Origin of the sequence: Nitratireductor pacificus pht-3B (assembly GCF_000300335.1) — a bacterium.
GTDB lineage: Bacteria > Pseudomonadota > Alphaproteobacteria > Rhizobiales > Rhizobiaceae > Nitratireductor > Nitratireductor pacificus.
In genome coordinates this window covers 1-22,782 of the sequence record NZ_AMRM01000034.1, presented here as the reverse complement: position 1 = coordinate 22,782, position 22,782 = coordinate 1, and the positions used below count along the sequence as shown (strand labels likewise).

The 22,782-nt window shown below is 62.9% G+C and carries 20 protein-coding genes, 1 tRNA gene and 1 pseudogene; 14 read left to right on the top strand and 8 right to left on the bottom strand.

Annotated elements, in window-relative coordinates; all coding sequences use genetic code 11:
* A pseudogene (locus tag NA2_RS22100) lies at positions 1-688 on the top strand (hypothetical protein); the annotation flags it as partial.
* A 637-nt stretch (positions 689-1,325) separates the two neighbouring features.
* Here NA2_RS22100 and NA2_RS20670 read toward each other — a convergent pair.
* The 3 genes from NA2_RS20670 to NA2_RS21375 form a co-directional block, all read right to left on the bottom strand.
* On the bottom strand, positions 1,326-3,068 hold the full coding sequence (locus tag NA2_RS20670) for a tetratricopeptide repeat protein (protein ID WP_192814198.1): 1,743 nt from the start codon (positions 3,066-3,068) through the stop codon (positions 1,326-1,328).
* 188 nt (positions 3,069-3,256) lie between these two features.
* The gene (locus tag NA2_RS21380; RefSeq protein ID WP_008599213.1) at positions 3,257-4,207 is read right to left on the bottom strand and encodes a putative sugar O-methyltransferase; all 951 of its coding nucleotides are present in this window, start codon (positions 4,205-4,207) and stop codon (positions 3,257-3,259) included.
* A 164-nt stretch (positions 4,208-4,371) separates the two neighbouring features.
* On the bottom strand, positions 4,372-4,803 hold the full coding sequence (locus NA2_RS21375; RefSeq protein ID WP_051011707.1) for a sunset domain-containing protein: 432 nt from the start codon (positions 4,801-4,803) through the stop codon (positions 4,372-4,374).
* Between NA2_RS21375 and NA2_RS20655 the strand changes: the two genes are divergently transcribed.
* From NA2_RS20655 to NA2_RS20645, 4 genes are all read left to right on the top strand, one after another.
* Complete coding sequence (locus tag NA2_RS20655; protein ID WP_008599211.1) at positions 4,802-5,560, top strand: lysozyme family protein; 759 nt, start codon at positions 4,802-4,804, stop codon at positions 5,558-5,560. The two genes, NA2_RS21375 and NA2_RS20655, sit on opposite strands and share 2 nt — an antisense overlap.
* A complete protein-coding gene (locus tag NA2_RS22420) occupies positions 5,557-5,682 on the top strand; it encodes a hypothetical protein (protein ID WP_274531975.1) in 126 nt (41 codons plus the stop codon). Before NA2_RS20655 ends, NA2_RS22420 begins: the two co-directional genes overlap by 4 nt.
* Positions 5,682-5,957 carry a hypothetical protein gene (locus NA2_RS22095; protein WP_157188350.1) on the top strand — a complete coding sequence of 92 codons (276 nt, stop codon included), beginning with the start codon at positions 5,682-5,684 and terminating at the stop codon, positions 5,955-5,957. Before NA2_RS22420 ends, NA2_RS22095 begins: the two co-directional genes overlap by 1 nt.
* Before the next feature lie 190 nt (positions 5,958-6,147).
* Positions 6,148-6,507: a hypothetical protein gene (locus NA2_RS20645; protein ID WP_008599209.1), complete on the top strand. Its 360-nt coding sequence runs from the start codon at positions 6,148-6,150 to the stop codon at positions 6,505-6,507.
* 312 nt (positions 6,508-6,819) lie between these two features.
* Here NA2_RS20645 and NA2_RS20640 read toward each other — a convergent pair.
* Positions 6,820-6,893 (bottom strand) — tRNA-Cys (locus tag NA2_RS20640).
* A gap of 234 nt (positions 6,894-7,127) precedes the next feature.
* Between NA2_RS20640 and NA2_RS20635 the strand changes: the two genes are divergently transcribed.
* Positions 7,128-8,063: a pirin family protein gene (locus NA2_RS20635; protein ID WP_008599208.1), complete on the top strand. Its 936-nt coding sequence runs from the start codon at positions 7,128-7,130 to the stop codon at positions 8,061-8,063.
* Between the two features lie 16 nt (positions 8,064-8,079).
* Here the strand turns inward: NA2_RS20635 and NA2_RS20630 are convergent, their stop codons facing one another.
* Genes NA2_RS20630 through NA2_RS20620 form a run of 3 tightly spaced genes read right to left on the bottom strand, consistent with a single transcriptional unit; the run spans position 8,080 to position 9,753 of the window.
* Entirely contained in the window at positions 8,080-8,853 is a 774-nt protein-coding gene (locus NA2_RS20630; protein WP_008599207.1) for an anti-sigma factor family protein, read from the bottom strand.
* Complete coding sequence (locus NA2_RS20625; protein ID WP_008599206.1) at positions 8,850-9,353, bottom strand: sigma-70 family RNA polymerase sigma factor; 504 nt, start codon at positions 9,351-9,353, stop codon at positions 8,850-8,852. Before NA2_RS20625 ends, NA2_RS20630 begins: the two co-directional genes overlap by 4 nt.
* Positions 9,354-9,360: 7 nt before the next feature.
* Entirely contained in the window at positions 9,361-9,753 is a 393-nt protein-coding gene (locus NA2_RS20620) for a COG4315 family predicted lipoprotein (RefSeq protein ID WP_008599205.1), read from the bottom strand.
* Between the two features lie 395 nt (positions 9,754-10,148).
* Between NA2_RS20620 and NA2_RS20615 the strand changes: the two genes are divergently transcribed.
* The 8 genes from NA2_RS20615 to NA2_RS20580 all read left to right on the top strand — a co-directional run bounded on the left by NA2_RS20615 (position 10,149) and on the right by NA2_RS20580 (position 22,352).
* Positions 10,149-10,823: a protein-L-isoaspartate O-methyltransferase family protein gene (locus NA2_RS20615; RefSeq protein WP_008599204.1), complete on the top strand. Its 675-nt coding sequence runs from the start codon at positions 10,149-10,151 to the stop codon at positions 10,821-10,823.
* 243 nt (positions 10,824-11,066) lie between these two features.
* On the top strand, positions 11,067-12,401 hold the full coding sequence (locus NA2_RS20610; protein ID WP_040678880.1) for a TolC family outer membrane protein: 1,335 nt from the start codon (positions 11,067-11,069) through the stop codon (positions 12,399-12,401).
* Between the two features lie 275 nt (positions 12,402-12,676).
* Complete coding sequence (locus tag NA2_RS22415; RefSeq protein ID WP_081582747.1) at positions 12,677-13,435, top strand: PopZ family protein; 759 nt, start codon at positions 12,677-12,679, stop codon at positions 13,433-13,435.
* A 406-nt stretch (positions 13,436-13,841) separates the two neighbouring features.
* The gene (locus tag NA2_RS20600; protein WP_008599201.1) at positions 13,842-16,622 is read left to right on the top strand and encodes a valine--tRNA ligase; all 2,781 of its coding nucleotides are present in this window, start codon (positions 13,842-13,844) and stop codon (positions 16,620-16,622) included.
* Positions 16,623-17,198: 576 nt separating this feature from the next.
* Complete coding sequence (locus NA2_RS20595; protein WP_008599200.1) at positions 17,199-18,293, top strand: aromatic hydrocarbon degradation protein; 1,095 nt, start codon at positions 17,199-17,201, stop codon at positions 18,291-18,293.
* 268 nt (positions 18,294-18,561) lie between these two features.
* The gene (locus NA2_RS20590) at positions 18,562-19,488 is read left to right on the top strand and encodes a TerC family protein (protein WP_008599199.1); all 927 of its coding nucleotides are present in this window, start codon (positions 18,562-18,564) and stop codon (positions 19,486-19,488) included.
* A gap of 346 nt (positions 19,489-19,834) precedes the next feature.
* The gene (ilvD, locus tag NA2_RS20585; protein WP_008599198.1) at positions 19,835-21,559 is read left to right on the top strand and encodes a dihydroxy-acid dehydratase; all 1,725 of its coding nucleotides are present in this window, start codon (positions 19,835-19,837) and stop codon (positions 21,557-21,559) included.
* Positions 21,546-22,352: a tetratricopeptide repeat protein gene (locus tag NA2_RS20580; protein WP_040678878.1), complete on the top strand. Its 807-nt coding sequence runs from the start codon at positions 21,546-21,548 to the stop codon at positions 22,350-22,352. The genes ilvD and NA2_RS20580 overlap by 14 nt, the downstream gene beginning before the upstream one ends.
* Positions 22,353-22,385: 33 nt before the next feature.
* Here the strand turns inward: NA2_RS20580 and NA2_RS21370 are convergent, their stop codons facing one another.
* Entirely contained in the window at positions 22,386-22,685 is a 300-nt protein-coding gene (locus tag NA2_RS21370) for a hypothetical protein (protein ID WP_157188348.1), read from the bottom strand.
* Positions 22,686-22,782 lie beyond the last annotated feature (97 nt).

The following is a 22,782-nucleotide window of genomic DNA, read 5'->3' as shown; positions in this document are numbered from 1 at the left end:
CGGAGGGGACTTGGGGCTCAGGTCATATCTCACGGTGGACGGTGGTGTAACCGCAGATCGCCCGAACGCTTCGAACCTCAAGGGCCTATATGGCATATGGTGCGAGCATGCGCATGTGGTGGTCAAGGGATACCATGCCCATGGCAAGACCGCGCTGGTGCATCTTGAAGGCACCTGCACAGTGCATGCGGTTGATGCGCAATTTGAACCGGAAGAAGCTGAGACCGTAAGCGTCTTCGAGTTCACCAATGCAACCCTTGGCCCCCGTTCGGTGATAATCGACAACTGCGAGCGTATCGGTAATCTGGCGGCAGGGCGCTATGATTTCGGCATCGGGTCGGGGAATACGATCGACATCAACGCGATTCACGTCAACAACTCACCGAGTTTCCCAGGCGTCACGAACAATGCCATTGTTCACCGCGACGGATGGCTGACCGGCTCAGCCACGTACAATCCGCCAAACCTAGGCGATGGGGCGGGCGACACGGCCGTGATTACAGTGAATGGTGCCAGACTCGGTGATCTGGCCGCCGCTGCCTTCCCTGTCGATACTCAGGGAATTACGATGTCAGCGTGGGTCAGCGCAGCGAATTCAGTGAGCGTTCGATTCCAGAACGAGACCGGCGGCGCACTCGATATCGCTTCAAGCACTCTCACTTGCTACGCTAGGACACCGGGAGGTTGATCACGTTCGCCTTGGCGAGCGGGTCTCTGGCCTGAAGCGCTTCGATGTAGGCAAGAAGTGTCTTGCACCCATCTGCATCGAGATGAATCCCCATCTCATGCTTTACGCTGTCGCGAAAGGCTGTGAGAATTCTTCGAATGTATGCGTCATCTGTTTGCAGGGTCTTCGCTCCCTTCAAAATAACTAGAATTCATCGACTCTTGTCGCTACTTCGCATCCTTAGCAAATTGGCCTCTAATGCGACGATTACACTGTTCACTAAACTTGGCACATCGTGGGGCGGCTCCAGTACTGCGTGTTCTGCAACAATGGCGCCTCGAACGGTTGTATCGACGCCAACTAGTTTCAAGCCATCAGCACCACCGCTGTCAACGCCGCCTGCTTCTACAAAAACACTGCAGCGAATGTCACGATCGGAACGCAGATCAACACATCTGGCCGGCCAACGGTTTTTCCGTGACTTTATGCCTGTTGTCCGGATAGACGATGGGCACTTCATCTACATCGTCGGCGTAGAGATCGACGTCCAGGAAAAGATCGTCATCTTCCCATGAAGGCTCCATCTAGTCAGGAGCCAGGCGGTGAAGAAGATCAACGAGAAGTTCAGGAAACACGAGCATGATCTGAACCCCTTGGTTTAGGCGCTTTGAACCTGCATGGTTCTCGGAAGGGCGTCAATTGTTTCAATGGCCTGCTGCATTGCCAGAACCCTGTCGTGGATCGGAACGCCGGAAGCAATCGTCACATTCGGACGCCATATGTCAGTTCCATCTTTGTTCCTGCGCCACATCGTATTGCTGGTCGTTGAAAGCAAAATTGTGGGAACGCCCGCCGCACCCGCCAGCTCACCACTGGTCGTGAACGGACTTAGCACAGCATCCAACGTGGATGTCATCGCTAGCTGACCCTCAAAGTCGTCCAAAAGGTCCAGCCCCTCCGGTATCTTGAGCGACACAAACGATGAGAGTTGCGAAATCTCTTCTTCTGTAGCGCCGGGCTGCAAGAGCCAGAAATCGACATTCTTGAGTGCTGACAATCCGCGAAGATCATCGACCGTTAAATAGTGCCGATTTCGAGCAACCGTCTGCAGAAGACTGCGCCAAGCAATGCCGACTTGCGGACGGCAATTGTTACCGATGTTTCGGCGCCAATCGTCCGCAAGGTGGGGGAGTGGCTTGAGAACGCCCCCTTTCCCCTCGAAGGTCTCTGGGTTCGGACGGATATCTGCTAGGCAATCCAAGACAGAGCAAACGAGATCGCAGTCCTTGCCGACCACGATCGCCTGATCCGATACACACTGAAACAAGGTCGCGTCCGTCAGCGTCTTCCGGTCTGGCATGTCTCTCACGAGTTCGCGCCTGTGTCGCGCTGTCGGCAAGAATTCGATATCCGGGAAAGTCCGCCTCATGATCGTGGTAAGGCGGGGGTCGCAAGTAATGGTCAGACGACCAAAAAGCCGGGACAGGTCCGAGTAAGTTGTGCACAGTCGAAACTCATCACCGGGGCCTCCCTCACTCAAAAGAAGGGCGGACTTGTCCCGATAGTATCCAGAAACAATGTTAATCTCACTCGGCTTGACGTGCACATTGAAATACTTCGATATAGCTGCACTGATCGGCTTTTTCCGGTAGAGTTCATATGATTCTTTGATTTTGCGCTGGGCCTGAAGTGCATCCAGGTTTAGAGGGCTGAACGGCCAAGGGTCTTTCTGTTCGGCGTATCCGGCTCTCAACATCGTCTCCGCGTGTTCAGCCCGATTTAGCTCAAGGGAACACCTTGCCACACCCATCGTGGCCCGCAGGTTATCTTTTCCCGAAGGGAAGAGCTGCTCGTATGTCGCAATCGCTTCTTCGTACCTGTGGAGAGATTCGAGTGACAATGCTCGGCAATGAATCAAATTGTTGCGAACCGTTGTTCGACGTTTCCGATCCGTGATGCGGCTGACCGTCGCCATACCGTAGACACAGAAATCGAGAGCATCTTCAAATTTCTCTCCGTCGTACAGGTACTGTGCTGCCTGCGAGATCGTCGATGCACGCCATCCCGACTGCTCGACGACATGCATTGCAATGCTTCGCGACACGGGCGGGGCGTCCAATTCGAGTGCCCTCATTTGGCGGCGCGCTGAAGGATCAAGTGGGTACAGGCCACCAAGGATGCGAACGGCACGCCTCGCGTCCTCAAGCCGACCGAGATTGCTGAGAATTGTTACCCTAAGCTGCAGTGCTTTTTGTAGGTTGGGCTTAAGAGTCAGTGCCTCATCCGCCTTCGCCAAAGCGGCTTCCAGATCCCACTTTGAGAGAAGTTCCTTGGCCTCTACAGCTAGACGTTGTTCAGGTCGCAACGCGTGCTGGACCTTGGCCTTCACCTTCTTGCTCAAGGTTCGGTGGTAGACCGCGCGAATCTTGCGCCGTACGCTCTCTGGCAGCGTGCTTCTATAGACTTTCCGCAGGTGCCCTACGCCAACAACCATTGAGAATTTCCCGTTCCGATTCCACCACCGCTGATGGGCTACTAGCCCTACAGATAGAGATTGTCTATCGGGAAGCGCTTGAAGCTGTCAGAGCATCAGGTCCGACGCCAGAAACTGTCGAAGTATATCCATTTAGCCGGCGTCAATGCCAGGCGCGCATGAGAACGGTCAACTTCATCAAACCCTGGAAGGTACTTTTGGTCAATTACCCCCCTAATCCCCGGCGGCGGTACGCCCGGGCGATACTTTATGTTGTGCATGAGAAACATCGAGCGGGCTGAGGTGGCTCCTCGAAGATAGGTAAGCGCTGTCTCGTGCCCCATCTCTTGGAAGCTCGCAGCGTTCCAGAGAACGTCAAATGCGGCGCCATCGAGCAGGGGAAATTTCCAGTGTGGCATCGCATTTATCTTGCCGCGCTGGATGTCACCCATCGACGTGAAATTTCTAGTTTGGCGGTAACCCGCCACCTGGTCAGACCCTTCAAACACACGTTCGAGATACTGGTTGGCGACGTAGAGCTGAGTCGGCAAGTCAAAAATCAGAACTGTCAGCCCTGGGTGTGCTTTCTTCAGCATTTCGGCTTGCTTACCGGAACCAGAACCAACTTCCACGATGATTTGATCATCAAAGGAAACAAACTTCGAGACATACGCATATCGGCAGTAAAAATTCAGCCAAGACAGAGTGTAGAAGCGGTCTTCAACTACGAATCCCTCTGGCGCTCCAACTTTGCTAGCGGGTAGTTTGTCAATCGAGACCGCATTATGTCCGACGAAACAGCTTGCCGCGGCATGGTACATCTCTTCCGGCGAAGCTCGCGATGTGGGTGGATTGATGTCAACCGCACCGAACGACGCTAGGACAGACCCCGGTGAACCCTTCTCGTGTTTGCTCGATCGAAAATTGTTGAGGCCTTCCGTTTTCAAAAAGGCCAGGAACCTGTCCGAGTACTCCAGCCACCGGGCGGTTGCGCGATATTGATCCGGCGCATCGATATGGTCGGCGACCATCAGGTCGAGCAGCTCGTGGTCGTCTTCGACTTGCATTCGGATCTCCCATTGTGCGTGGCGACTGGCTCGTCGCGTTCTCCTACGAACGAGGTTCTATCGTTCCCACGCTTAAAGGGAAATCACTGATTGAGACTTTTAGGCGGCGGCTTCGCACGTGGGTTCCGCGTGTTGCCTGAGCCCCCCGCCTGCCAGTACCGGCACTATATCCGAGATCTGCGCCAACCGGCAGTGCGAGCCTCAGTCTCCGTACAGAACCAGCGTTCGCCACGGACGAGATCGATCCGCGTCCTGTGATAGTAGTCCTGACCGGGCAGGTGGTAGATGTGCTGATTGTCGTCAGTGATGTTGCCCTTGATAGCACAGCCCGATCCCGGCATCGCTGCCAGCCATCGGCCGCCGGGGATATCGTCGGCGAAATAGCCGAGCCCGAGACTGAAGCACAGAAGTGCCGCGGAGCATACAGGCCAATGGCGGCGAGGCTCCAGGTCCTCGGCCAGCACCTTGAACTTCTCCGGATCGGCGTGCTTGAGCCGCCTGAGCTTGTGAACAGTGCCTGTCATCCGCGTGAGTCCTAGCACTTCGCCCTGAAGCGATCGTTTCTGCAAACCCCACAATTTGAAAGGAAACACCATGGACCGCACCGTGCCCGCCGGCGCGGCGCTTTCGAATGGGCTGATCTCAATGAAAGGAACCGCAATGGATAAGTACCACGTCTACAGGCCCGTGCTCGACCTTCTGGGCCGCTCCGAGGGCACAGACAAGGGCGACGGCTATAACGAAACGCTCGGCTACGGGATCATGCTCGACGGGCGCGTATCGAAGGGCAAGGGCACGGATGTCGTCCTGACGCGAATGACGCTCGATCAGGTCGATCAGATGCAGACCCGGATGCTCAAGGATCCCGACAACAGCCGCCTCAACTCCTCGGCCAGCGGGCGCTACCAGATCGTGCGGACCACGATGCGGGCGATCCGCACGACGCTGGGCTTGACGGGCAGTGAGCGCTTTGATCGGGACATGCAGGACCGGATGGCCTGCTATTTGCTCGGGCTGCGGGGTATCGACAAATGGCTGGCCGGACGGCTGCATATCGATACGCTTCTGCTCAATCTCTCGAAGGAGTGGGCGAGCCTTCCGACGCCGGCGGGTAAGGGCTTCTATGACGGGCAGCGCGCATCGGTCTCGGTCGATGATGTCAAGCGCGCCCTCCGGGAGGTTCGTCTTCGCCACATGGAAGGCCAGCCCAAGCAGGTCGAGAAGGTGCCAGTCCCGCGACCGACCGTTCCGCACGAGGTCGATGAAGAAGTGAAGCAGAAGACCGGCCTGTGGGGCTGGCTGACGACGATCCTCGGCGGGGGGGCGCCGGTATGGCAGGGCTGCTCGGGATGAACTGGCAGACCATCCTTGCACTGGGCGCGGTGGGTCTGGTCGGCGTCGTCATTCTGATCGTTCTGGGGCCGCAGATCGTCCGATCCGTGAAGCGCATCCGGGCAGCGGTAGAGGCGGGCTGATGTTGGCGCTCATCGCAAGGCTAGCGGCGACCCTGGGCGTGCCGCGCTGGGGAGCCGGCGCCATCACCGCCATGGCGACCATCATCGCCGCTGGCGGGCTGCTCTGGGGCCTCTATGCCGCCATCAAGGGGCGCGGCGCCGATGAAGTTCGCATCGAAATCGAAAGGAAAGACCATGAAGCAGGTTCCGCTGCGAGCGAGGCTCGTGATCGTCTGCGCCGTTGCCTTGAGCGTGGCGGGCTGCCAGACGAGCGAACCGGGCAGTGCGACCGGTAGCATCAGGCAGATCATCGGTACGGACATCATCGGGGCGCATGGCGAGACGATCGCGGACCAGAACCGGATCGACCTCACCGTCGAGGGCCCTTGCGCTGCGAGGGTGTTCTCGGCGGCCGAGTGCATCGAGCACCGGCGGTCAAGCGTACGCCGTCGCGCCGAACTTCGTGCTGAATAGGGGTAGAGACGAATGCCAGGCAGCACAGAGGCGCAGGTGGCGAGGCTCGACGAACGGCTCAATTCAATCGAGCGCCTTCTGGCATCGATTGCCGAGGACCAGAAATCGGCATCGGAAGGGCGGCGCCGGAGCTATGAGGCGCAGGAGCGGACCGAGCGCGAGATCATCGGTATCACGCACAGACTGGCCGCGGTCGAGAAGAGCGTCGAATCGATCCGTCCGACTACGGAAGAGCTCGAGCGGGTGCGTGACCGCGTCGTGTTCGCCGGGCGGCTGGGGCAGACGCTCTGGTCCATCGGCAAGGCGCTGATCTCGGCGGCGGCGGGTGCGGCCGCGGCATGGTACGCGATGACCGGTCGGCCGCCACCTTGAGTGCCATCATTGATACTCAAGCCGTGTTGAGTATCACTTTGCCGTCGAAATGATAGACAAGTATCGCTCCCGCTGGCCCCGGCTGGCGGGGCTCTTTTTTGCGTTTGGGGATGGCTGATGTGTACGGCGCTTCGCAGGAACGGGGGAAGATTCGTCGCTATTCCATGTTGCATCCATGTCGCGTGGAATTGCCGAGTGTCGCAGGAACTCCTTGGAAATCAAGGATAGTCAGTCGCAACACAGCGCAACATGAAAATGGCCCCCGAAGGAGCCGCTAGTGTTGTAAGCCATTGCATTTGTTCTAGAAATTTTTGGAGGCCTCGCCCGGAATCGAACCGGGGTGCAAGGATTTGCAGTCCTCTGCGTAACCACTCCGCCACGAGGCCATGCCGAACGGCATCGACGCCGTTCAATAGGTTGCAGCCAAATTTGCGTCAAGCGGATAAGCGTCGATCGCGCCAACTTTCCGATTTTATCCTGCATGCGGGCGAGGGCGCCGGGACATTCGCCACGCGGTGCTTCAATTTGCCCGGCATCGATGCCACACTCGGGGACGTTCGACCGCGTCGCAGGCGGACGGACAGGCTGCGCGCCCGGTGAGGGCGCCGATCGGAGGCATGATGAGCTGGAATCCCGCCCTTTCGCCCGGTTGTCCCGACACGGTCGGCGTCGAGGCGATCGAAACGCTGATCGTGCCGCGCGCCCGTGATATCGGCGGCTTCGAGGTGCGCAGGGCGCTGCCCGCGCCGAAGCGGCAGATGGTCGGCCCGTTCATCTTCTTCGATCAGGCGGGGCCTGCGGAGTTCCTGACGGGGCAGGGGATCGATGTGCGGCCGCATCCGCATATCGGTCTGGGAACGGTCACCTATCTCTATAGCGGCGATTTTCATCACCGCGACAGCCTCGGCACGGACCAGATCATTCATCCCGGCGCGCTGAACTGGATGGTCGCCGGGCGCGGCGTCACGCATTCCGAGCGTACCAGCAGCCTTGCCCGGCAGGGGCCGCACAGCCTGTTCGGCATCCAGACCTGGGTCGCCCTGCCGGAGGGCGAGGAGGACATGGCGCCGATGTTCGAGCACCATGCCAAGGAGACCCTGCCGCTGATCGAGGCGGACGGCGTCTCGCTGCGGCTGATTCTCGGCACCGCCTACGGCGCGCGTGCCCCGGGGCGCGTCTTCTCGGAGATGTTTTATGCCGATGCCGTGCTGGAGCCCGGCGCGCGGCTTCCGCTACCCGACGATCACGAGGACCGCGGCATCTATGTGACGAGCGGCAGCATCACGGTCGCCGGCCAGGATTTCGAAGCCGGCCGGATGATGGTTTTTCGTCCGGGAGACGCCATCACCGTCGGCGCCGGACCGGAGGGCGCCCGGCTGATGTTGCTGGGCGGGGAGACGCTCGGCGGTCCGCGCTACATCTGGTGGAATTTCGTCGCTTCCTCGCGCGAGCGCATCGAGGCGGCGAAGGCCGACTGGCGCAAGGCGCGCTGGGGAACAGGCCTTTTCGATCTGCCGCCGGACGACCGCTCGGAGTTCGTTCCCCTGCCGGAGTGATCGCGATCGCGGCGCTTCAGCCGAGCTGCTCATAAGCGCTGGTGGCGATCGCCTGCAATTCGCTGCGCTGCAACTCGCCCACCAGCGCGCAGCTGATGCGCGCGTCGCGCCAGAACAGGGCCGCGACCGGTCCGGCTTCGGCGAAACGGAACGAGGATTTGCCGCCTTCCGTCGTCGGCTTCACATAAAGGGTCACGCGCCGTCCCTGGGTGTCTTCATACATGAACTGGGCCGCCGGCCCGGGGCCATCCGGCAGGAGCCGGCCGCCGACCAGCGCGAACCCGGTGGGCCGCAGATCCGGAATGACGATCGTCCGGTCGAGCCGCTTCGACAACCAGCGGGCGAGATGCGCGTCCTGCGCCGCGGCGACCTCGACCGGGTGCACCACCTCGCCGACATAGAGATTGTGCGCGGCCACCGCCCTGTCGAGGAGCGATGCCGTCGCCACCTGCCGGCCGCCGGCGAGACCGCGTCCGTACCAGCCGGCAGCAGAGCCGAGCAGGGTCAGCACGAGGCCGGCCGCCGCCAGCCTGCGCCATTCGGTCAGCCGCACACGGCGCTGTCTTGCGATGCGGTGCGGCGACAGCGACGCCGGAACGGTTTCTCCGGCGACCGGATCGTAGAGCGCGCGCAGCGCATCGCCGTCGCGCTGCCATGCGGCGACCAGCGCCGCATCCGCCGGGTGGTCGTCGAGGTGCCGCTCGACCGCCGCGCGGGTCTCGGCGCTCAACTGGCCGTCGACATAGGCGTGCAGCGTGTCGCGCGAGATGTCCGGTTGGGTCTTCGTCATTTCACGGTCCTCAGGCGCGGCGGCGCGTCGAGCAGGTCGCGCAGCGTCTCGCGGGCCCTGGCGATACGCGACATCAGCGTGCCGAGCGGAATCCCGAGCGCGTTCGCCGCCTCGGCATAGCTCAGCCCCTCGATCGCCACCAGCAGCAGCGCCTCGCGTTGCTCGTCCGTCAGCTTGTCGAGCGCCCGCGCGGTATCGGCCAGCGCCAGCCGGCCCGGCTGGCCGGCGGGCGAGGGTGGCTCGCCCGACAGGGCATCGATGGGAAGCGACAGCGGTGCGCGGCGGTCGCGGCGCAGGTCGTTGCGATAGGTGTTGAGCAGGATCCGGAACAGCCAGGCCCTGAGCGGCCCGGTCGGTCGCCAGAGGCCGCGCTTGCGGATCGCCCGTTCGAGACAGTCCTGAACGAGATCGTCGGCGCGCTCCGCATCGCGGGTCAGAGCACGCGCATAGCGCCTGAGCGCCGGCACGCAGGCCTCGATCTCATCCAGGAAGTCCGGCATGCGGTGCTCAGTTCATCGCGGTGTGCCAGGCGCCGCCGACGCCGTCGCCGGTCATGTCTCCCGGCTTGGTGTCGTTCTTCCAGAGATAGAGGGGCATTCCCTCATGCGCCCACTGCTTGGTGCCATCCATCCGCTCGACGAGCGTGAAGGCACCGTCCTCGGTGGCACCGTCGGCGGCCACCAAGGGCGGCCAGTTGGTTGCGCACTGGTCGTAGCAGTTGGACTTGCCGGCTTCATCCTTGTCGAACGTATAGAGCGTCATGCCGGCGGCATCGGTCAGGACCTCGCCCTTGTCCGAAGCCATGGTCTTGATCGCGCCGCCCGCGAAGTCTTCGGCGAGAGCAAAGGTGGAGGTGAATGCCAGAGCCGCGGTCGCGGCGAGAAGAGAGCGCATGAACATCGGGTTTCCTCCTTGATGGGCGGGCCGTTCATCCGGCCCGCAACAGGAACAACAGTGCCCGGCCGGATTTAATCCGTCGCCCGCCAACAATATTACAGGCGGGTCCGCGGCCGATCAAAGGCCGTATCGTCTTGTCGGACGGTGCTGAATTCTGGCAGTGGGCGTCAGGAGGGACGATCGACGGCGCCGGGCGCCCTTCCGTACCGGCGGCGGGCACCCTATCTCTCGGACGGTTCGACGTTCGCGGTGGACGCCGGGGAGCCGGCCGGCCATAGAACGCCATAGTGATTGACAGGGCTGGAAGCAGTCGTTAGCAAACCGTTTAAACCGTTGTTTTCGCAACGCGCCCCGGGGCCTGCAGGCCGAGACCGGAACTTGCATCGGGAACCGATTTGATGAACGCCGATTTTTCCCTGCAGCGCGCCAAGATGGTGGAAGGTCAGCTTCGCACCACGGACGTGACCAACGTGCCGCTGCTCGACGCCATGGGCGACATCCCGCGCGAAGCCTTCGTGCCGGGCCGCAGAAAAAGCCTGGCCTATATCGACGAGGATCTGGAGATCGCCACCGCGACCCGTGAGGGCGCGGCGCGCTACCTGATGGAACCGTCGCCTTTCGCCAAGCTCGTGCAGCTCGCCGACGTGCAATCCAGCGACGTCGTGCTCGATGTCGGGTCGGGGACCGGCTATTCGGCCGCTGTCCTGTCGCGGCTCGCCAGCTTCGTCGTCGCGCTCGAATGCGACGAGAGCCTTGCCGCCTCTGCCACCGAAACGCTGAGCGAACTCGGCTGCGTCAATGTGGCCGTAGTCGGCGGCGCGCTCGAGAACGGCTATGCCGATGATGCGCCATATGATGTCATCCTTGTCGGCGGGGCGGTTGATTCGGTTCCGGAAACGCTGCTCGGCCAGCTTCGCGATGGCGGTCGCCTTGTCGCGGTGATCGGCGAGGGCAATGCCGCCAGCGCGCATCTTTACGTGAAGGACGACGGAATCGTTTCGAGCCGCGTCGCCTTCAACCTTGCGGTGAAGCCTTTGCCGGGGTTCCAGAAGGCCCGCGCGTTTGTTTTTTGAGGGTGGACTTGTTGCGTTCCTGCAACGGAATTGATCGCCGGTTTGGTGTAGTGTCCCGGCAAATCGTGCTTGATCTGCACAGGAGAGCTTGTGTGGCGCGGGGGCGTCGTCTCTTTTGAGGCACGGGTGCCGGTCTTTTTGACCGGAGTTGATGAGAGAGGGCGGCGGTGTCGGCTGGCATGGTCGCAACAGACAATCCGAGGTTGCCAGATCGTGTCTTTTTACCGCCGTTTCCTTCTTCCGATGGTTGCCTCAACGGCGCTGATCGCCGCTCCGGGTGCGGTTTCCGCCGAAACCATCCTGGGCGCGCTCGCCAAGGCCTATCAGAACAATTCCACATTGAACGCCGAACGCGCCGGCGTGCGCGTCACCGACGAGAACGTGGCGATCGCCAAGTCGGGGATGCGGCCGCGCATCTCCGGAACCGCCACCATCGGGCTGGCGACCAATGACGGAACCGATATCAGGACGGGCGAGTTCGGCATCGCGCTGACGCAGCCGATCTTCGACGGCTTCCAGACCCGCAACAATGTCCAAGCCGCCGAAGCCGGCGTCCGGGCGGCCAATGAGGCGCTGCGCAACCAGGAACTCGATATCCTGTTCAATGCGGCCAGCGCCTATATGGACGTCATCCGCGACCGGCAGATCGCTGCCCTGCGCTCGCAGAACCTCGAATTCCTTGCCGAGCAGGTGCGCTCGGCCCGCTCGCGCTTCGATGTCGGCGAGGGAACCCGCACCGACGTCGCCCAGGCGGAGGCGCGCCGTCAGGCGGCGATGGCCCAGCTCAGCGCGGCGCGTGCCGCCGTCGCTTCGCGTTCCGCCATCTATCAGCAGCTGATCGGCGATGCGCCGAACAATCTCAAGTCGGCGAGCCCACTCGGGAAGCTTCTGCCGAAGAACATGGACAGCGCCCTCGCGCTCGGTCTTTCCGACCATCCCGTCATCAAGGCGCGCCAGCACCAGATCGACGCGGCTTCATTCAAGGTGAAATCCTCCGAGGGTGCCTTCCTGCCGCAGCTTTCGGGTTCGGCAGGCCTGACGCACACCTATCGCAATTCGAGCCCCGGGACGTTCTCCGACGGCTCCTCGAATTCGGCGAATGTCGGCCTGCGGCTGACGGTGCCGATCTACCAGGGCGGGCAGGCTTCGGCACAGGTGCGGCAGGACAAGGAATCGCTCGGTCAGGCGCGCATCAATCTCGATGTGAGCCGCGATCAGGTGCGCGCGGCGGTCGTCTCGGCCTGGACCCAGTACCAGGCCGCGCGCGAATCGCTCGCCGCGAACCGCGAACTGGTTCAGGCGGCGCAGCTCGCGCTGAACGGCGTCATCGAGGAGCGCAATGTGGGCCAGCGGACCACGCTGGAAGTGCTGAACTCGCAGGCGGATGTGATCGACGCCAAGATCAACCAGGTGACCGCCGAGCGCGACATCGTGGTGGCAAGCTACGCCATCCTGTCGGCGACCGGTCGCCTGTCGGCCCGAAATCTCGGCCTGCAGGTCACCGAGTACCGGCCGCAGGAGCACTACGAGGCCGTCAAGGACAAGTGGTACGGCCTGCGGACGCCGGATGGCCGCTAGACGCCCGTAGCCGGGTGGAGCTTGGCCTCGGGACAGCATTGAACACCACAGGGTGATGGACCTTTTCGATGCCGGGCGCTGTCATGCAGCGCCCGGCATTCTTGTGTGCAACCCTGGGGGAGTGCCTTGCGGGGATTCTCTCGGGCTGTCGGGTCGGATACCATCGGTTAGTGATTCGATCTTTCGCATCACCGCCCGGGCTTCAGGAGCGGAACGCTGAATGCACCGGGTTCCTTTGTTGGGCGGATACAGGGCAGAGGCGGCAGAAACGAGTGATGTCACACGGAATCGGGGCACAGAAAAGCGATGCGCCCGCCGAAGGGTTCGCGGCGGCTGGGACACAGCGCGAACCTTCCATGGAGGAGATACTGGCTTCCATCCGGCGCATCATCGAGGACAACGACGCCACGGCGTCCGGGCAGGTGGGCGCGCTTCCCCTCCGTGATCTCGGCTCCGACGAAAGTTCGCAGGCCGAAGCGCCCCGCAGGGACGTGTTCGAGGATGCGCCTCCGCCGGCGGCGGAATCCGCCGCGCCGCCGCAACCAGACGAAGACCCCGTGCCTGCGGCCGAGCGGGCGCCGGTGGAGCAGGATTTCGTCCCCCAGGGGTTCGCCGAAACGCGCGGTGAGGTCGAGCATTTTCGCGCCGAGTTCAAGGCCGGGGATCATTCCCTGCGCCCGGTTCTGCCGGGGGATCATGCCGGCTCGCCCCTGCCGCAGGGCGGGGAAGAAGGCCCGAAGACCGCGACCGACACCGTGGCTGACTGGCAACCGGTCCGGCAGGAGCTTGGTCCGATCGCCGCCGACCACGAAGACCGCAAGCAGAGCATCCTCTCCGAATATACGGGCCGCAAGGTCGCTGCCGCGTTCGGCGAACTCAACGAGGCGTTCGAGGCGAGCCGCAAGCGCAACCTCGATCAGATGGCCGAGGAGATGCTGCGGCCGATGCTTCAGGAATGGCTCGACAACAACCTGCCGACGATGGTCGAGCGGCTCGTGCGCGAGGAGATCGAGCGCGTGGCGCGCGGTGGCTAAAGCATTTTGCAGTCAGGTGGAATTACCTGACGTCCGCACAAATGCGGAGAAACAACGAGAGGGACCCGCTCAGCGTTTCTGTAAAATGTTGAACGGGTCTAGAGGCGGGGCCCCGAAGCTTCCGCGATCAGGCCGGGCAGCCCGAAACAGCTCGACCGAATCACAGGCCCGCTCGTCCGGCGGCATGCCGCGAGCCGGCTCAGGCGCGCGTCCGGTTGACTTGGCCTGACCCTTCCGCTTTACACCATGCTCTGATCGTACCAAGGTTGCCTGGTACGGCGCATTTTCCAGCCGCGGCGACACCGCTTCGGCGCCGGATAATGCGGGAAAAACAAGAATCTAGGCAGGTCTGGTGAACCGGGTTCTACCGGGACTGCCCCAACGCCTCGCGAGCACGGATATCCCAATGCTTGAAAAGACGTACGACGCGGCCAGCGTCGAGCCGAAAATCGCCGAACGCTGGGAAGAGGCGGGCGCCTTCAAGGCCGGCGCCGGGGCGCGACCTGGCGCGGAAACTTTCACCATCGTCATTCCCCCGCCGAACGTGACCGGCTCCCTGCACATGGGCCATGCGCTCAACAACACGCTGCAGGACATCATGGTCCGTTTCGAGCGCATGCGCGGCAAGGACGTGCTGTGGCAACCCGGCATGGACCATGCGGGCATCGCCACGCAGATGGTCGTCGAGCGCCAGCTCATGGAGCGCCAGCAGCATCGCCGCGATCTGGGCCGCGACAAGTTCATCGACAAGGTCTGGGAATGGAAGGCCGAGTCCGGCGGCGCGATCATGAACCAGCTGAAGCGGCTCGGCGCCTCTTGCGACTGGAGCCGCGAGCGCTTCACCATGGATGAGGGCCTGTCGAAGGCGGTGATCGAGGTTTTCGTCGCGCTCTACAAGCAGGAGCTCATCTACAAGGACAAGCGTCTGGTCAACTGGGACCCGAAGCTGCTGACGGCGATCTCCGATCTGGAAGTGGAGCAGGTCGAGACCAACGGCAATCTCTGGCATTTCCGCTATCCGATCGAGGGCGTGACCTTCGATGCGGACGATCCGTCGACCTACATCACGGTGGCGACGACGCGGCCCGAGACCATGCTCGGCGATACCGGCGTCGCGGTCCATCCGGACGACGAGCGCTACGAGAAACTCGTCGGCAAGAAGGTGGTCCTGCCGATCGTCGGGCGCAGGATCCCCGTCGTCGCGGACGAATACTCCGATCCGGAGAAGGGCACCGGCGCGGTGAAGATCACCCCCGCGCACGACTTCAATGACTTCGAGGTCGGCAAGCGTCACAAGCTGGCGGCGATCAACATCCTGACGGTCGAGGCGGCCGTCACGCTGAAGGAAAACGAGGATTTCCTGGAAGGCCTGACGCCGACCGACATGCAGCGGGCGTTGTGGGCAGAGCTTGACGGTCTCGACCGCTTCGAGGCGCGCAAGCTGATCGTCCGGATCATGGAGGAGGGCGGCTTCCTCGCCAAGGTCGAGCCGCACCGCCACACGGTGCCGCATGGCGACCGCGGCGGCGTGCCGATCGAGCCCTTCCTGACCGACCAGTGGTATGTGGATGCCAAGACGCTGGCGAAGCCGGCCATCGCGTCGGTGCGCGAGGGCCGCACCAATTTCGTGCCGAAGAACTGGGAAAAGACCTATTTCGAGTGGATGGAGAACATCCAGCCCTGGTGCGTTTCGCGCCAGCTCTGGTGGGGACATCAGATCCCCGCCTGGTACGGCCCCGACGGGCAGGTCTTTGTCGAGAAGGACGAGGAAACCGCGCTGGAGGCGGCGATCCAGCACTACATCGCCCATGAGGGACCATGGAAGGCATGGGTCGAGGAAAAGCTCGAGAATTTCGAGCCGGGCGCGATCCTGACGCGCGACGAGGATGTGCTCGACACCTGGTTTTCCTCGGCGCTGTGGCCGTTCTCGACCCTCGGCTGGCCGGACAAGACGCCGGAGCTGGCCCGCTACTATCCGACCTCCGTGCTCGTCACCGGCTTCGACATCATCTTCTTCTGGGTCGCCCGGATGATGATGATGGGCATGCACTTCATGGAGGAAGAGCCGTTCCACACGGTCTATGTCCATGCGCTGGTGCGTGACAAGTCGGGCGCCAAGATGTCGAAGTCGAAGGGCAACGTCATCGATCCGCTGGAGCTGATCGACGAATACGGCGCCGACGCGCTGCGCTTCACGCTGACCATCATGGCCGCGCAGGGGCGCGACGTGAAGCTCGACCCGGCGCGCGTGGCGGGCTACCGCAATTTCGGCACCAAGCTCTGGAACGCCACCCGCTTCGCCGAGATGAACGGCGCGGCGCGCGACGCGGATTTCCGTCCGGAGAACGCGAAGCTCGCGGTCAACCGCTGGATCCTGACCGAGCTGACGCGCGCGGCCGGCGCGGTCACCGAGGGAATCGGCGCCTACCGCTTCAACGAGGCGGCCGGCGCGGCCTATCGGTTCGTCTGGAGCCTGTTCTGCGACTGGTATCTGGAGCTGCTGAAGCCCGTGTTCGCCGGTGAGGACGAAGCCGCCAAGGCCGAGGCGCGCGCCTGCGCCGCCTATGTCCTCGACGAGATCTACAAGCTGCTCCATCCGATGATGCCCTACATGACGGAAGAACTGTGGGCGCATACGGCGGGCGAACACGAGCGCGACGATCTCTTGGCGCTGACGCCCTGGCCGGAGCTGGCCTTCGAGGATGTGGAGGCGGCCGCAGACATCAACTGGCTGGTCGACCTGGTTTCCGGCATCCGCTCGGTGCGTGCCGAGATGAACGTGCCGCCGGCGGCCATCGCGCCGCTGATCGCTGTCGGCGCCGACGAGGCGACGCGGGCGCGGATCGCGCGGCACGACCCGGCGATCCGCCGCCTGGCGCGTGTCGGCGAACTGGGGTTTGCGGGCGAAGCGCCGAAGGGCTCGGCGCAGATCGTCCTCGGCGAGGCGACCTTCTGCCTGCCGCTCGGCGACCTGATCGACCTGTCGGCCGAAACGGCGCGGCTGGAGAAGGAGATCGCCAGGACCGCCGGCGAGATGCAGCGGCTGGAGAAGAAGCTCGGCAACGACAAGTTCGTCGCCAACGCGCCGGAAGAGATCGTCGCCGCCGAGCGCGAGAAGCTCGCTGAATTCGCCCATGCGAAGGGCAAGCTGGAAGTGGCCCTGGCGCGCGTCAGGGAAGCCGGCTGACCGCGCCGGCCTTGTCGGCTCACGGCTCTACGGAGAGGGGCGGAATGGCAATTGGGCACCTTCCTGCCGTAACCCGCCCCGGCGCGCCGGCGCTGGTCTCGTGTTGGTCGGGCGCGCGCGAGCTGGTTCTGTCCGGTCGAGACCTGCCCGTCGCGGCCGGTGTCTTGCCGAACGTTCCTGCATCGTCCCCTGCAAAGACTGTCCGCCGATTGGCGGACGGCTGTGCCTCGCCCTCCTGCCGGTCGATGATTCGTGGTTTCGTGATCCGGTCACTCGTGACGGAAACGGGGCGCGAAAGCGGGATTTCAATGACCGATTTGTGAAATCTCGATCGTTGTTGCAGTTGCGCAACAGGTGCCCGTTTCGTGGGTACGGATGTGGAGCTTCAGGGCATTTTTCCCGCATTTTCAGCCGAGAATGCGCTGCGGGCACATCTGGCAAGCCGGTTTCGCCGCCGTCGCTTATGGTATGAATTACGTAAACGTAAGAGTAATGCAGGGCCTGCCCTACGCGGGAGATTGAGGTTGTCCGCCGTGCTGCTATCCTCGGTACCACATTAGGAGGAGAGGGGTTCTCATGCGTTTCACCCGCATCGCTTCGGCCATGACACTCGTTGCAGCATCTGTCGGAGCCGCGCAGGCCGGCGGCTTCTCCCGCGGGACGGCCGATACGGACATTCTTTACGAGGACGGAAATTTCAATCTGCGCGCCGGTGCGATCATCGTGGTACCGACGCAGAAGTTCAAGACCGCCCCCAGCCTTGCGCCCAATCCGGCGCTTGTCGGCACGGACTATCTCGACACCTATGTCATTCCGAGCGCCGCCGCCAAGTTCAAGATCAGCGACAATCTTTCCTGCGCTGGAACGCACACCCAGGTCTACGGCGCGTCCTCGTCCTATGCGGCCTTCTATGGCCCCACGGGCAAGGTTTCCGAGGAGTTCACCGTCTCGGAGTTCGGTGCCACCTGTGCCGTCTTCTTCAATGTCGGCAAGGGGCGGCTCGCGGTTCTGGGCGGGGCCTTCGTCGAGCAGTTCGACTATGATTTCGTCGGCGGTTTCGGCACCGCCAACATCGATCTGGGCAGCAATGCCGTCGGCTGGCGCGCCGGTCTCGCCTACGAAATTCCCGAAATCGCGTTCCGCACGGAGCTGATGTACCGCTCGGGAACCTCGCATGATGCGAGCGGCACCTACAACATGGCGCCGATTGCAACGGGTAGCGGCGAGCTTCCCCAGAGCCTGGAACTGAAGCTGCAGACCGGCATCGCGCCGGGTTGGCTGGCCTTCGGCTCCGTCAGGTGGACCGACTGGTCGGTGAATGAAACCCTGCAGGTCTACCTGGGCGGCGCCCCCTTGCCGCCGAACGAATACTACTGGCGCGATGGCTGGACCGTCACGGGCGGTATCGGTCACGCATTCACCGAGAACGTTTCCGGTCTGGTCAGCTTGCAGTGGGACCGCGGTGTGGCGACGGGCTATGATTTCCGAACCGACAAATGGCTGCTTGCTGCGGGTCTCAGCATGAAGGATCAGCTTGGCGGCGAACTGAGGCTGGGCGGCGCGGTGTCCTTCCTGTCTTCCGCCGAGATCACCAAGGGTCTGGAGACCGGCGCTTCGGTTGGTTCCGGCTGGGCCGGCATCCTGTCCGCCAACTACAAGGTCAAGTGGTAGTCATCACCTGATCGCTTCCGACACTGAAGGCCTGGCAGAGATGCCGGGCCTTTTGCTTTGCGGGCGCGAATGATCGCAGATGCCACCCATGCGGTGTGTGCACGGGCGCCGCGCAAACGCGCATGGGACTTGAAAATAAGGACGTTGTGCCGCAAATAGGGACAGTCACCCGGACCGGGCCCCTCTGGCAGGCAAGGCGTTGCCTGTGATGTCGGACCGCACGACAACGCGCTCACGCGGCGCTGAAAAACGTTCCAGCTCCATGACAATGCACGACTGGCTATGGCCCGGTTTTCTGGCCTTTGTGGCCCTTATCCTCTTTTTCGACCTGTTCATCCTGCATCGCCGCGATCACGTCATATCGACCCGTGAAGCGATGACGACCGTCGCCGGCTATGTGGCGCTCGCCATGGTCTTCGCGGTGGGCGTCTTCTACTTCGGCGGCAAGGACCGCGGCGCCGAGTTCCTTACCGGCTATCTGATCGAGCAGGCCCTTTCGCTCGACAACATCTTCGTCATCGCCCTGATCTTCACCTATTTCAAGGTGCCGCCGGAAGCGCAGTACCGCGTGCTGTTCTACGGCATCGTCGGTGCCATCGTGATGCGGCTCTCGCTGATCGTCCCCGGCGTCAAGCTGGTCGACCAGTTCATGGTCATCGGCATGGCGCTCGGCGCCCTGCTGATCTTCTCCGGCTTCAAGATGATGACCGCCGGCGACGACATGATCGATCCCGGCGAAAGCCGGATCGTCAAGCTCCTGATGCGCACGGGACGCGTCACGACCGAGTACGAGGGGTCGAAGTTCCTGACGCGGCGCAACGGCCTTCTGTACATGACGCCGCTGTTCGTCGTCCTGATGACCGTCGAGGTGACGGATCTCATCTTCGCGGTCGATTCGATCCCGGCGGTGCTGGCGATCTCCAACGACGCCTTCATCGTCTTCTCGTCGAACGTCTTCGCGGTGATGGGCCTGCGCGCCCTGTTCTTCGTGCTGTCGGGCATGATGCGCACCTTCAAGCACCTGAAGACCGGGCTTTCCCTGGTCCTGATGTTCATCGGCCTGAAAATGCTGCTGGCCCACTGGATCAAGATCCCGTCTCCCCTGGCGCTGACGATCACCGTCCTTCTGATCGGCGGTTCCGTCGTCGCCTCGATCATCGCGCGCAAGCGCGAGGAGCAGCGCGCAGAGAGCTGATCGCGCGCCCGATTGTGAAAACGGGCGCCGGCTTCAGTCGCCGGCGTCCGTAATCGAACGAAAACAAGCGAATCCACTCTTTTGCTGAATCGTCGCGCAAACCGGCCGGCGCCGGGATTGGCCCTGATCAGGCGCCGCCGCGCATGCCTGCCGGTCTGCGTGCCGCATCCCGTCGCCAGCTGTGCCCATTCGGCAACAGTTTCTCAATAAGCATTCGGTTATGACTGTGGTGGGATGCAACGCCAATTTCCCGCCATAAACCCGGCGCATCGACGATGATCGAAGGCGCGCCGGAAGCCAACCGAGTGTTTTCAGGAGAATGCCGCGCGCAGCGGCTAGGGTGAGTATGGACGCTAAAGCCATTTCGAAAGCTAAACTTCCAAGCCGTCATGTGACCGTTGGGCCGGCCCGTGCGCCGCACCGCTCCTATCTCTATGCGATGGGGCTTTCTGCGGACGAGATCGCGCAGCCGCTGGTCGGTGTCGCCACCTGCTGGAACGAGGCCGCGCCCTGCAACATCTCGCTGATGCGCCAGGCGCAGGTGGTCAAGAAGGGCGTTGCCGCGGCCAATGGCACGCCGCGCGAGTTCACCACCATCACCGTCACCGACGGCATCGCCATGGGCCACCAGGGCATGAAGGCGTCGCTCGTCTCGCGCGACGTGATCGCCGATTCCGTCGAACTCACCATGCGCGGCCACTGCTATGACGCGATGGTCGGCCTTGCCGGCTGCGACAAGTCGCTGCCCGGCATGATGATGGCCATGGTGCGTTTGAACGTGCCGTCGGTCTTCATCTATGGCGGCTCCATCCTGCCCGGCACATTCCGTGGTCGGCAGATCACGGTGCAGGACGTGTTCGAGGCGGTCGGCCAGCATTCGGTCGGCTCGATCAGCGATGACGACCTGATGGAGATCGAGCAGGCGGCCTGCCCCTCGGCCGGCTCCTGCGGCGCGCAGTTCACCGCCAACACCATGGCGACGGTCGCCGAGGCGATCGGCCTGGCCCTGCCTTATTCCTGCGGCGCACCGGCGCCCTACGAGATGCGCGACCGTTTCAACTACGCGTCGGGCGAAAAGGTGATGGAGCTGATTGCCAAGCAGATCCGTCCGCGCGACATCGTCACCCGCAAGGCGCTGGAGAATGCCGCCGCCGTCGTTGCCGCTTCGGGCGGCTCCACCAATGCGGCGCTGCACCTGCCGGCGATCGCCCATGAGGCGGGCATCGACTTCGACCTGTTCGACGTCGCCGAGATTTTCAAGAAGACGCCCTATATCGCCGACCTGAAGCCGGGCGGCAAATATGTTGCCAAGGACATGTTCGAGGCGGGCGGCATTCCGCTCTTGATGAAGACGTTGCTGGAGCATGGTTTCCTGCACGGCGACTGCATGACGGTGACCGGCCGCACAATTGCCGAAAACATGGAGCATGTTCACTGGAACGAGGAGCAGGATGTCGTGCGTCCGGCCAACAACCCGATCACCAAGACGGGTGGTGTTGTCGGCCTGAAGGGCAATCTGGCTCCCGAAGGCGCGATCGTGAAGGTCGCGGGCATGAAGAACCTGACGTTCTCCGGTCCGGCGCGCTGCTTCGATTCCGAAGAGGAATGTTTCGCCGCCGTTTCGGAGCGCAGCTACAAGGAAGGCGAGGTGCTGGTCATCCGCTATGAGGGTCCAAAGGGTGGACCGGGCATGCGCGAGATGCTGGCGACGACAGCCGCCCTTTACGGGCAGGGCATGGGCGACAAGGTGGCGTTGATCACCGACGGGCGCTTCTCCGGCGCCACGCGTGGCTTCTGCATCGGCCATGTCGGCCCCGAAGCCGCCGTCTGCGGGCCGATCGGCCTGCTCAGGGATGGCGACATGATCACCATCGATGCCGTGAACGGCACGATCGATGTGGCGCTCGGCGACGACGAACTCGCCGCCCGCGCCAAGGAGTGGAAACCGCGCGAGACCGACTATCAGTCCGGCGCGATCTGGAAATATGCCCAGACGGTCGGTCCGGCGCGCGATGGCGCCGTCACCCATCCGGGGGCGAAGAAAGAAACGCACTGTTATGCGGATATTTGAAGCAGGAAAAGCGGCGGTCTTAGCCGGTCTGGTGGCGTCCACGGTCGTGGCGCTGCCGGGTGCGGCGCTGGCACTCGACGAAAAAGCCGTCATCCGGGAGCCGGAGCAGCGCAGCCCCTGGGCCGTCTTCCGCTTCGGCTTCTCCGCCTACAAGCGGGGCGAGAAGCAGGAGGCTGTCGAGGCCTATCGCTATGCGGCCGAGAACGGCCAGGTCGGCGCGCGCTGGAAGCTGGCGCGCATGTATGCGGAAGGCGACGGCGTCGCCCGCAACGACTACGAGGCGTTCAAGTTCTTCTCGGCCGTCGCGCAGCAGGAAGTCCATCCCGGCAGCCCCGACGAGACCTATGTGGCCGACGCGCTGGTGGCGCTCGGCAAATATCTGCAGACCGGCATCGCCAACAGCCCGATCCGGGCGAATCCGTTCGCCGCGCAGGAGCATTTCATGCGCGCGGCGGCCACCTATCGCAATTCCGAGGCGCAGTACCAGGTCGGCAAGATGTTCCTGTCGGGCGAGGGCGTTGCCCAGAGCGTTCAGCAGGCGGCCCGCTGGTTCCAGCTGGCGGCGGAGAAAGGCCATGCCGGCGCCCAGGCGACGCTCGGCCATATCCTGTTCGAAAGCGGCAAGGTCGTGAAGGGCCTGGCCATGATGACGGCGGCGCTCGACCATGCCGCGCCCACGGATGTGAGCTGGATCCGCACCATGCAGGAACAGGCGTTCGCGCTGGCCGGCGAATCCGACCGCCGCACGGCGATCGCCCTGGCGCACGATCTGCGCGACAACGGCTTCGACTGACAGGATCTCGGTTGACCGCAGGGTTTTCCGGGATTACCGCCGCTGACCGTTTTGCGGCATGGGCGTGAGGGACGCCTGAAGACGGCCTTCTCCGGAGGGAACCGGAAGCTCCGTCATCTCGAGGCAGCCCTTCTTCAGGATCTTCCAGGACGAATTGTTCAGCACCTTCTCGCATCGCGCCAGGCTCGGGCCGTCCGGCAGGGTGATGCAGGCGAGCTGCCCCTGCTCGAACGCGGCGCCGTTGGCGCGGCACAGGCAGTCCGCCGACGCGGTGCCTGCCGTAAAAGGCGCCGCCATCAGGAGCGCGGCAAGGACCGTCAAACGCTTTTTCATGGCATTTGAAGAATAGCATGGTTCCCGCAGCTGCGCCATCGTGCGGGCCGGAGCACCCTGCACGCAGGTCGGATCACCTGACGCCCGCATAGACGCG

Excerpts from the sequence above, each read along its gene's own strand:
- ilvD (WP_008599198.1), top strand. The coding sequence starts at position 19,835 with ATGGACGCTAAAGCCATTTCGAAAGCTAAACTTCCAAGCCGTCATGTG.
- NA2_RS22420 (WP_274531975.1), top strand. The coding sequence starts at position 5,557 with ATGAACTGGCAGACCATCCTTGCACTGGGCGCGGTGGGTCTGGTCGGC.
- NA2_RS22415 (WP_081582747.1), top strand. The coding sequence starts at position 12,677 with ATGTCACACGGAATCGGGGCACAGAAAAGCGATGCGCCCGCCGAAGGG.
- NA2_RS21370 (WP_157188348.1), bottom strand. The coding sequence starts at position 22,685 with ATGAAAAAGCGTTTGACGGTCCTTGCCGCGCTCCTGATGGCGGCGCCT.
- NA2_RS20620 (WP_008599205.1), bottom strand. The coding sequence starts at position 9,753 with ATGTTCATGCGCTCTCTTCTCGCCGCGACCGCGGCTCTGGCATTCACC.
- NA2_RS20655 (WP_008599211.1), top strand. The coding sequence starts at position 4,802 with ATGGACCGCACCGTGCCCGCCGGCGCGGCGCTTTCGAATGGGCTGATC.
- NA2_RS20615 (WP_008599204.1), top strand. The coding sequence starts at position 10,149 with ATGAACGCCGATTTTTCCCTGCAGCGCGCCAAGATGGTGGAAGGTCAG.
- NA2_RS22095 (WP_157188350.1), top strand. The coding sequence starts at position 5,682 with ATGTTGGCGCTCATCGCAAGGCTAGCGGCGACCCTGGGCGTGCCGCGC.
- NA2_RS20635 (WP_008599208.1), top strand. The coding sequence starts at position 7,128 with ATGAGCTGGAATCCCGCCCTTTCGCCCGGTTGTCCCGACACGGTCGGC.
- NA2_RS21380 (WP_008599213.1), bottom strand. The coding sequence starts at position 4,207 with ATGCAAGTCGAAGACGACCACGAGCTGCTCGACCTGATGGTCGCCGAC.
- NA2_RS20610 (WP_040678880.1), top strand. The coding sequence starts at position 11,067 with ATGGTTGCCTCAACGGCGCTGATCGCCGCTCCGGGTGCGGTTTCCGCC.
- NA2_RS20580 (WP_040678878.1), top strand. The coding sequence starts at position 21,546 with ATGCGGATATTTGAAGCAGGAAAAGCGGCGGTCTTAGCCGGTCTGGTG.
- NA2_RS20625 (WP_008599206.1), bottom strand. The coding sequence starts at position 9,353 with ATGCCGGACTTCCTGGATGAGATCGAGGCCTGCGTGCCGGCGCTCAGG.
- NA2_RS20645 (WP_008599209.1), top strand. The coding sequence starts at position 6,148 with ATGCCAGGCAGCACAGAGGCGCAGGTGGCGAGGCTCGACGAACGGCTC.
- NA2_RS20600 (WP_008599201.1), top strand. The coding sequence starts at position 13,842 with ATGCTTGAAAAGACGTACGACGCGGCCAGCGTCGAGCCGAAAATCGCC.
- NA2_RS21375 (WP_051011707.1), bottom strand. The coding sequence starts at position 4,803 with ATGGTGTTTCCTTTCAAATTGTGGGGTTTGCAGAAACGATCGCTTCAG.
- NA2_RS20590 (WP_008599199.1), top strand. The coding sequence starts at position 18,562 with ATGCACGACTGGCTATGGCCCGGTTTTCTGGCCTTTGTGGCCCTTATC.
- NA2_RS20595 (WP_008599200.1), top strand. The coding sequence starts at position 17,199 with ATGCGTTTCACCCGCATCGCTTCGGCCATGACACTCGTTGCAGCATCT.
- NA2_RS20630 (WP_008599207.1), bottom strand. The coding sequence starts at position 8,853 with ATGACGAAGACCCAACCGGACATCTCGCGCGACACGCTGCACGCCTAT.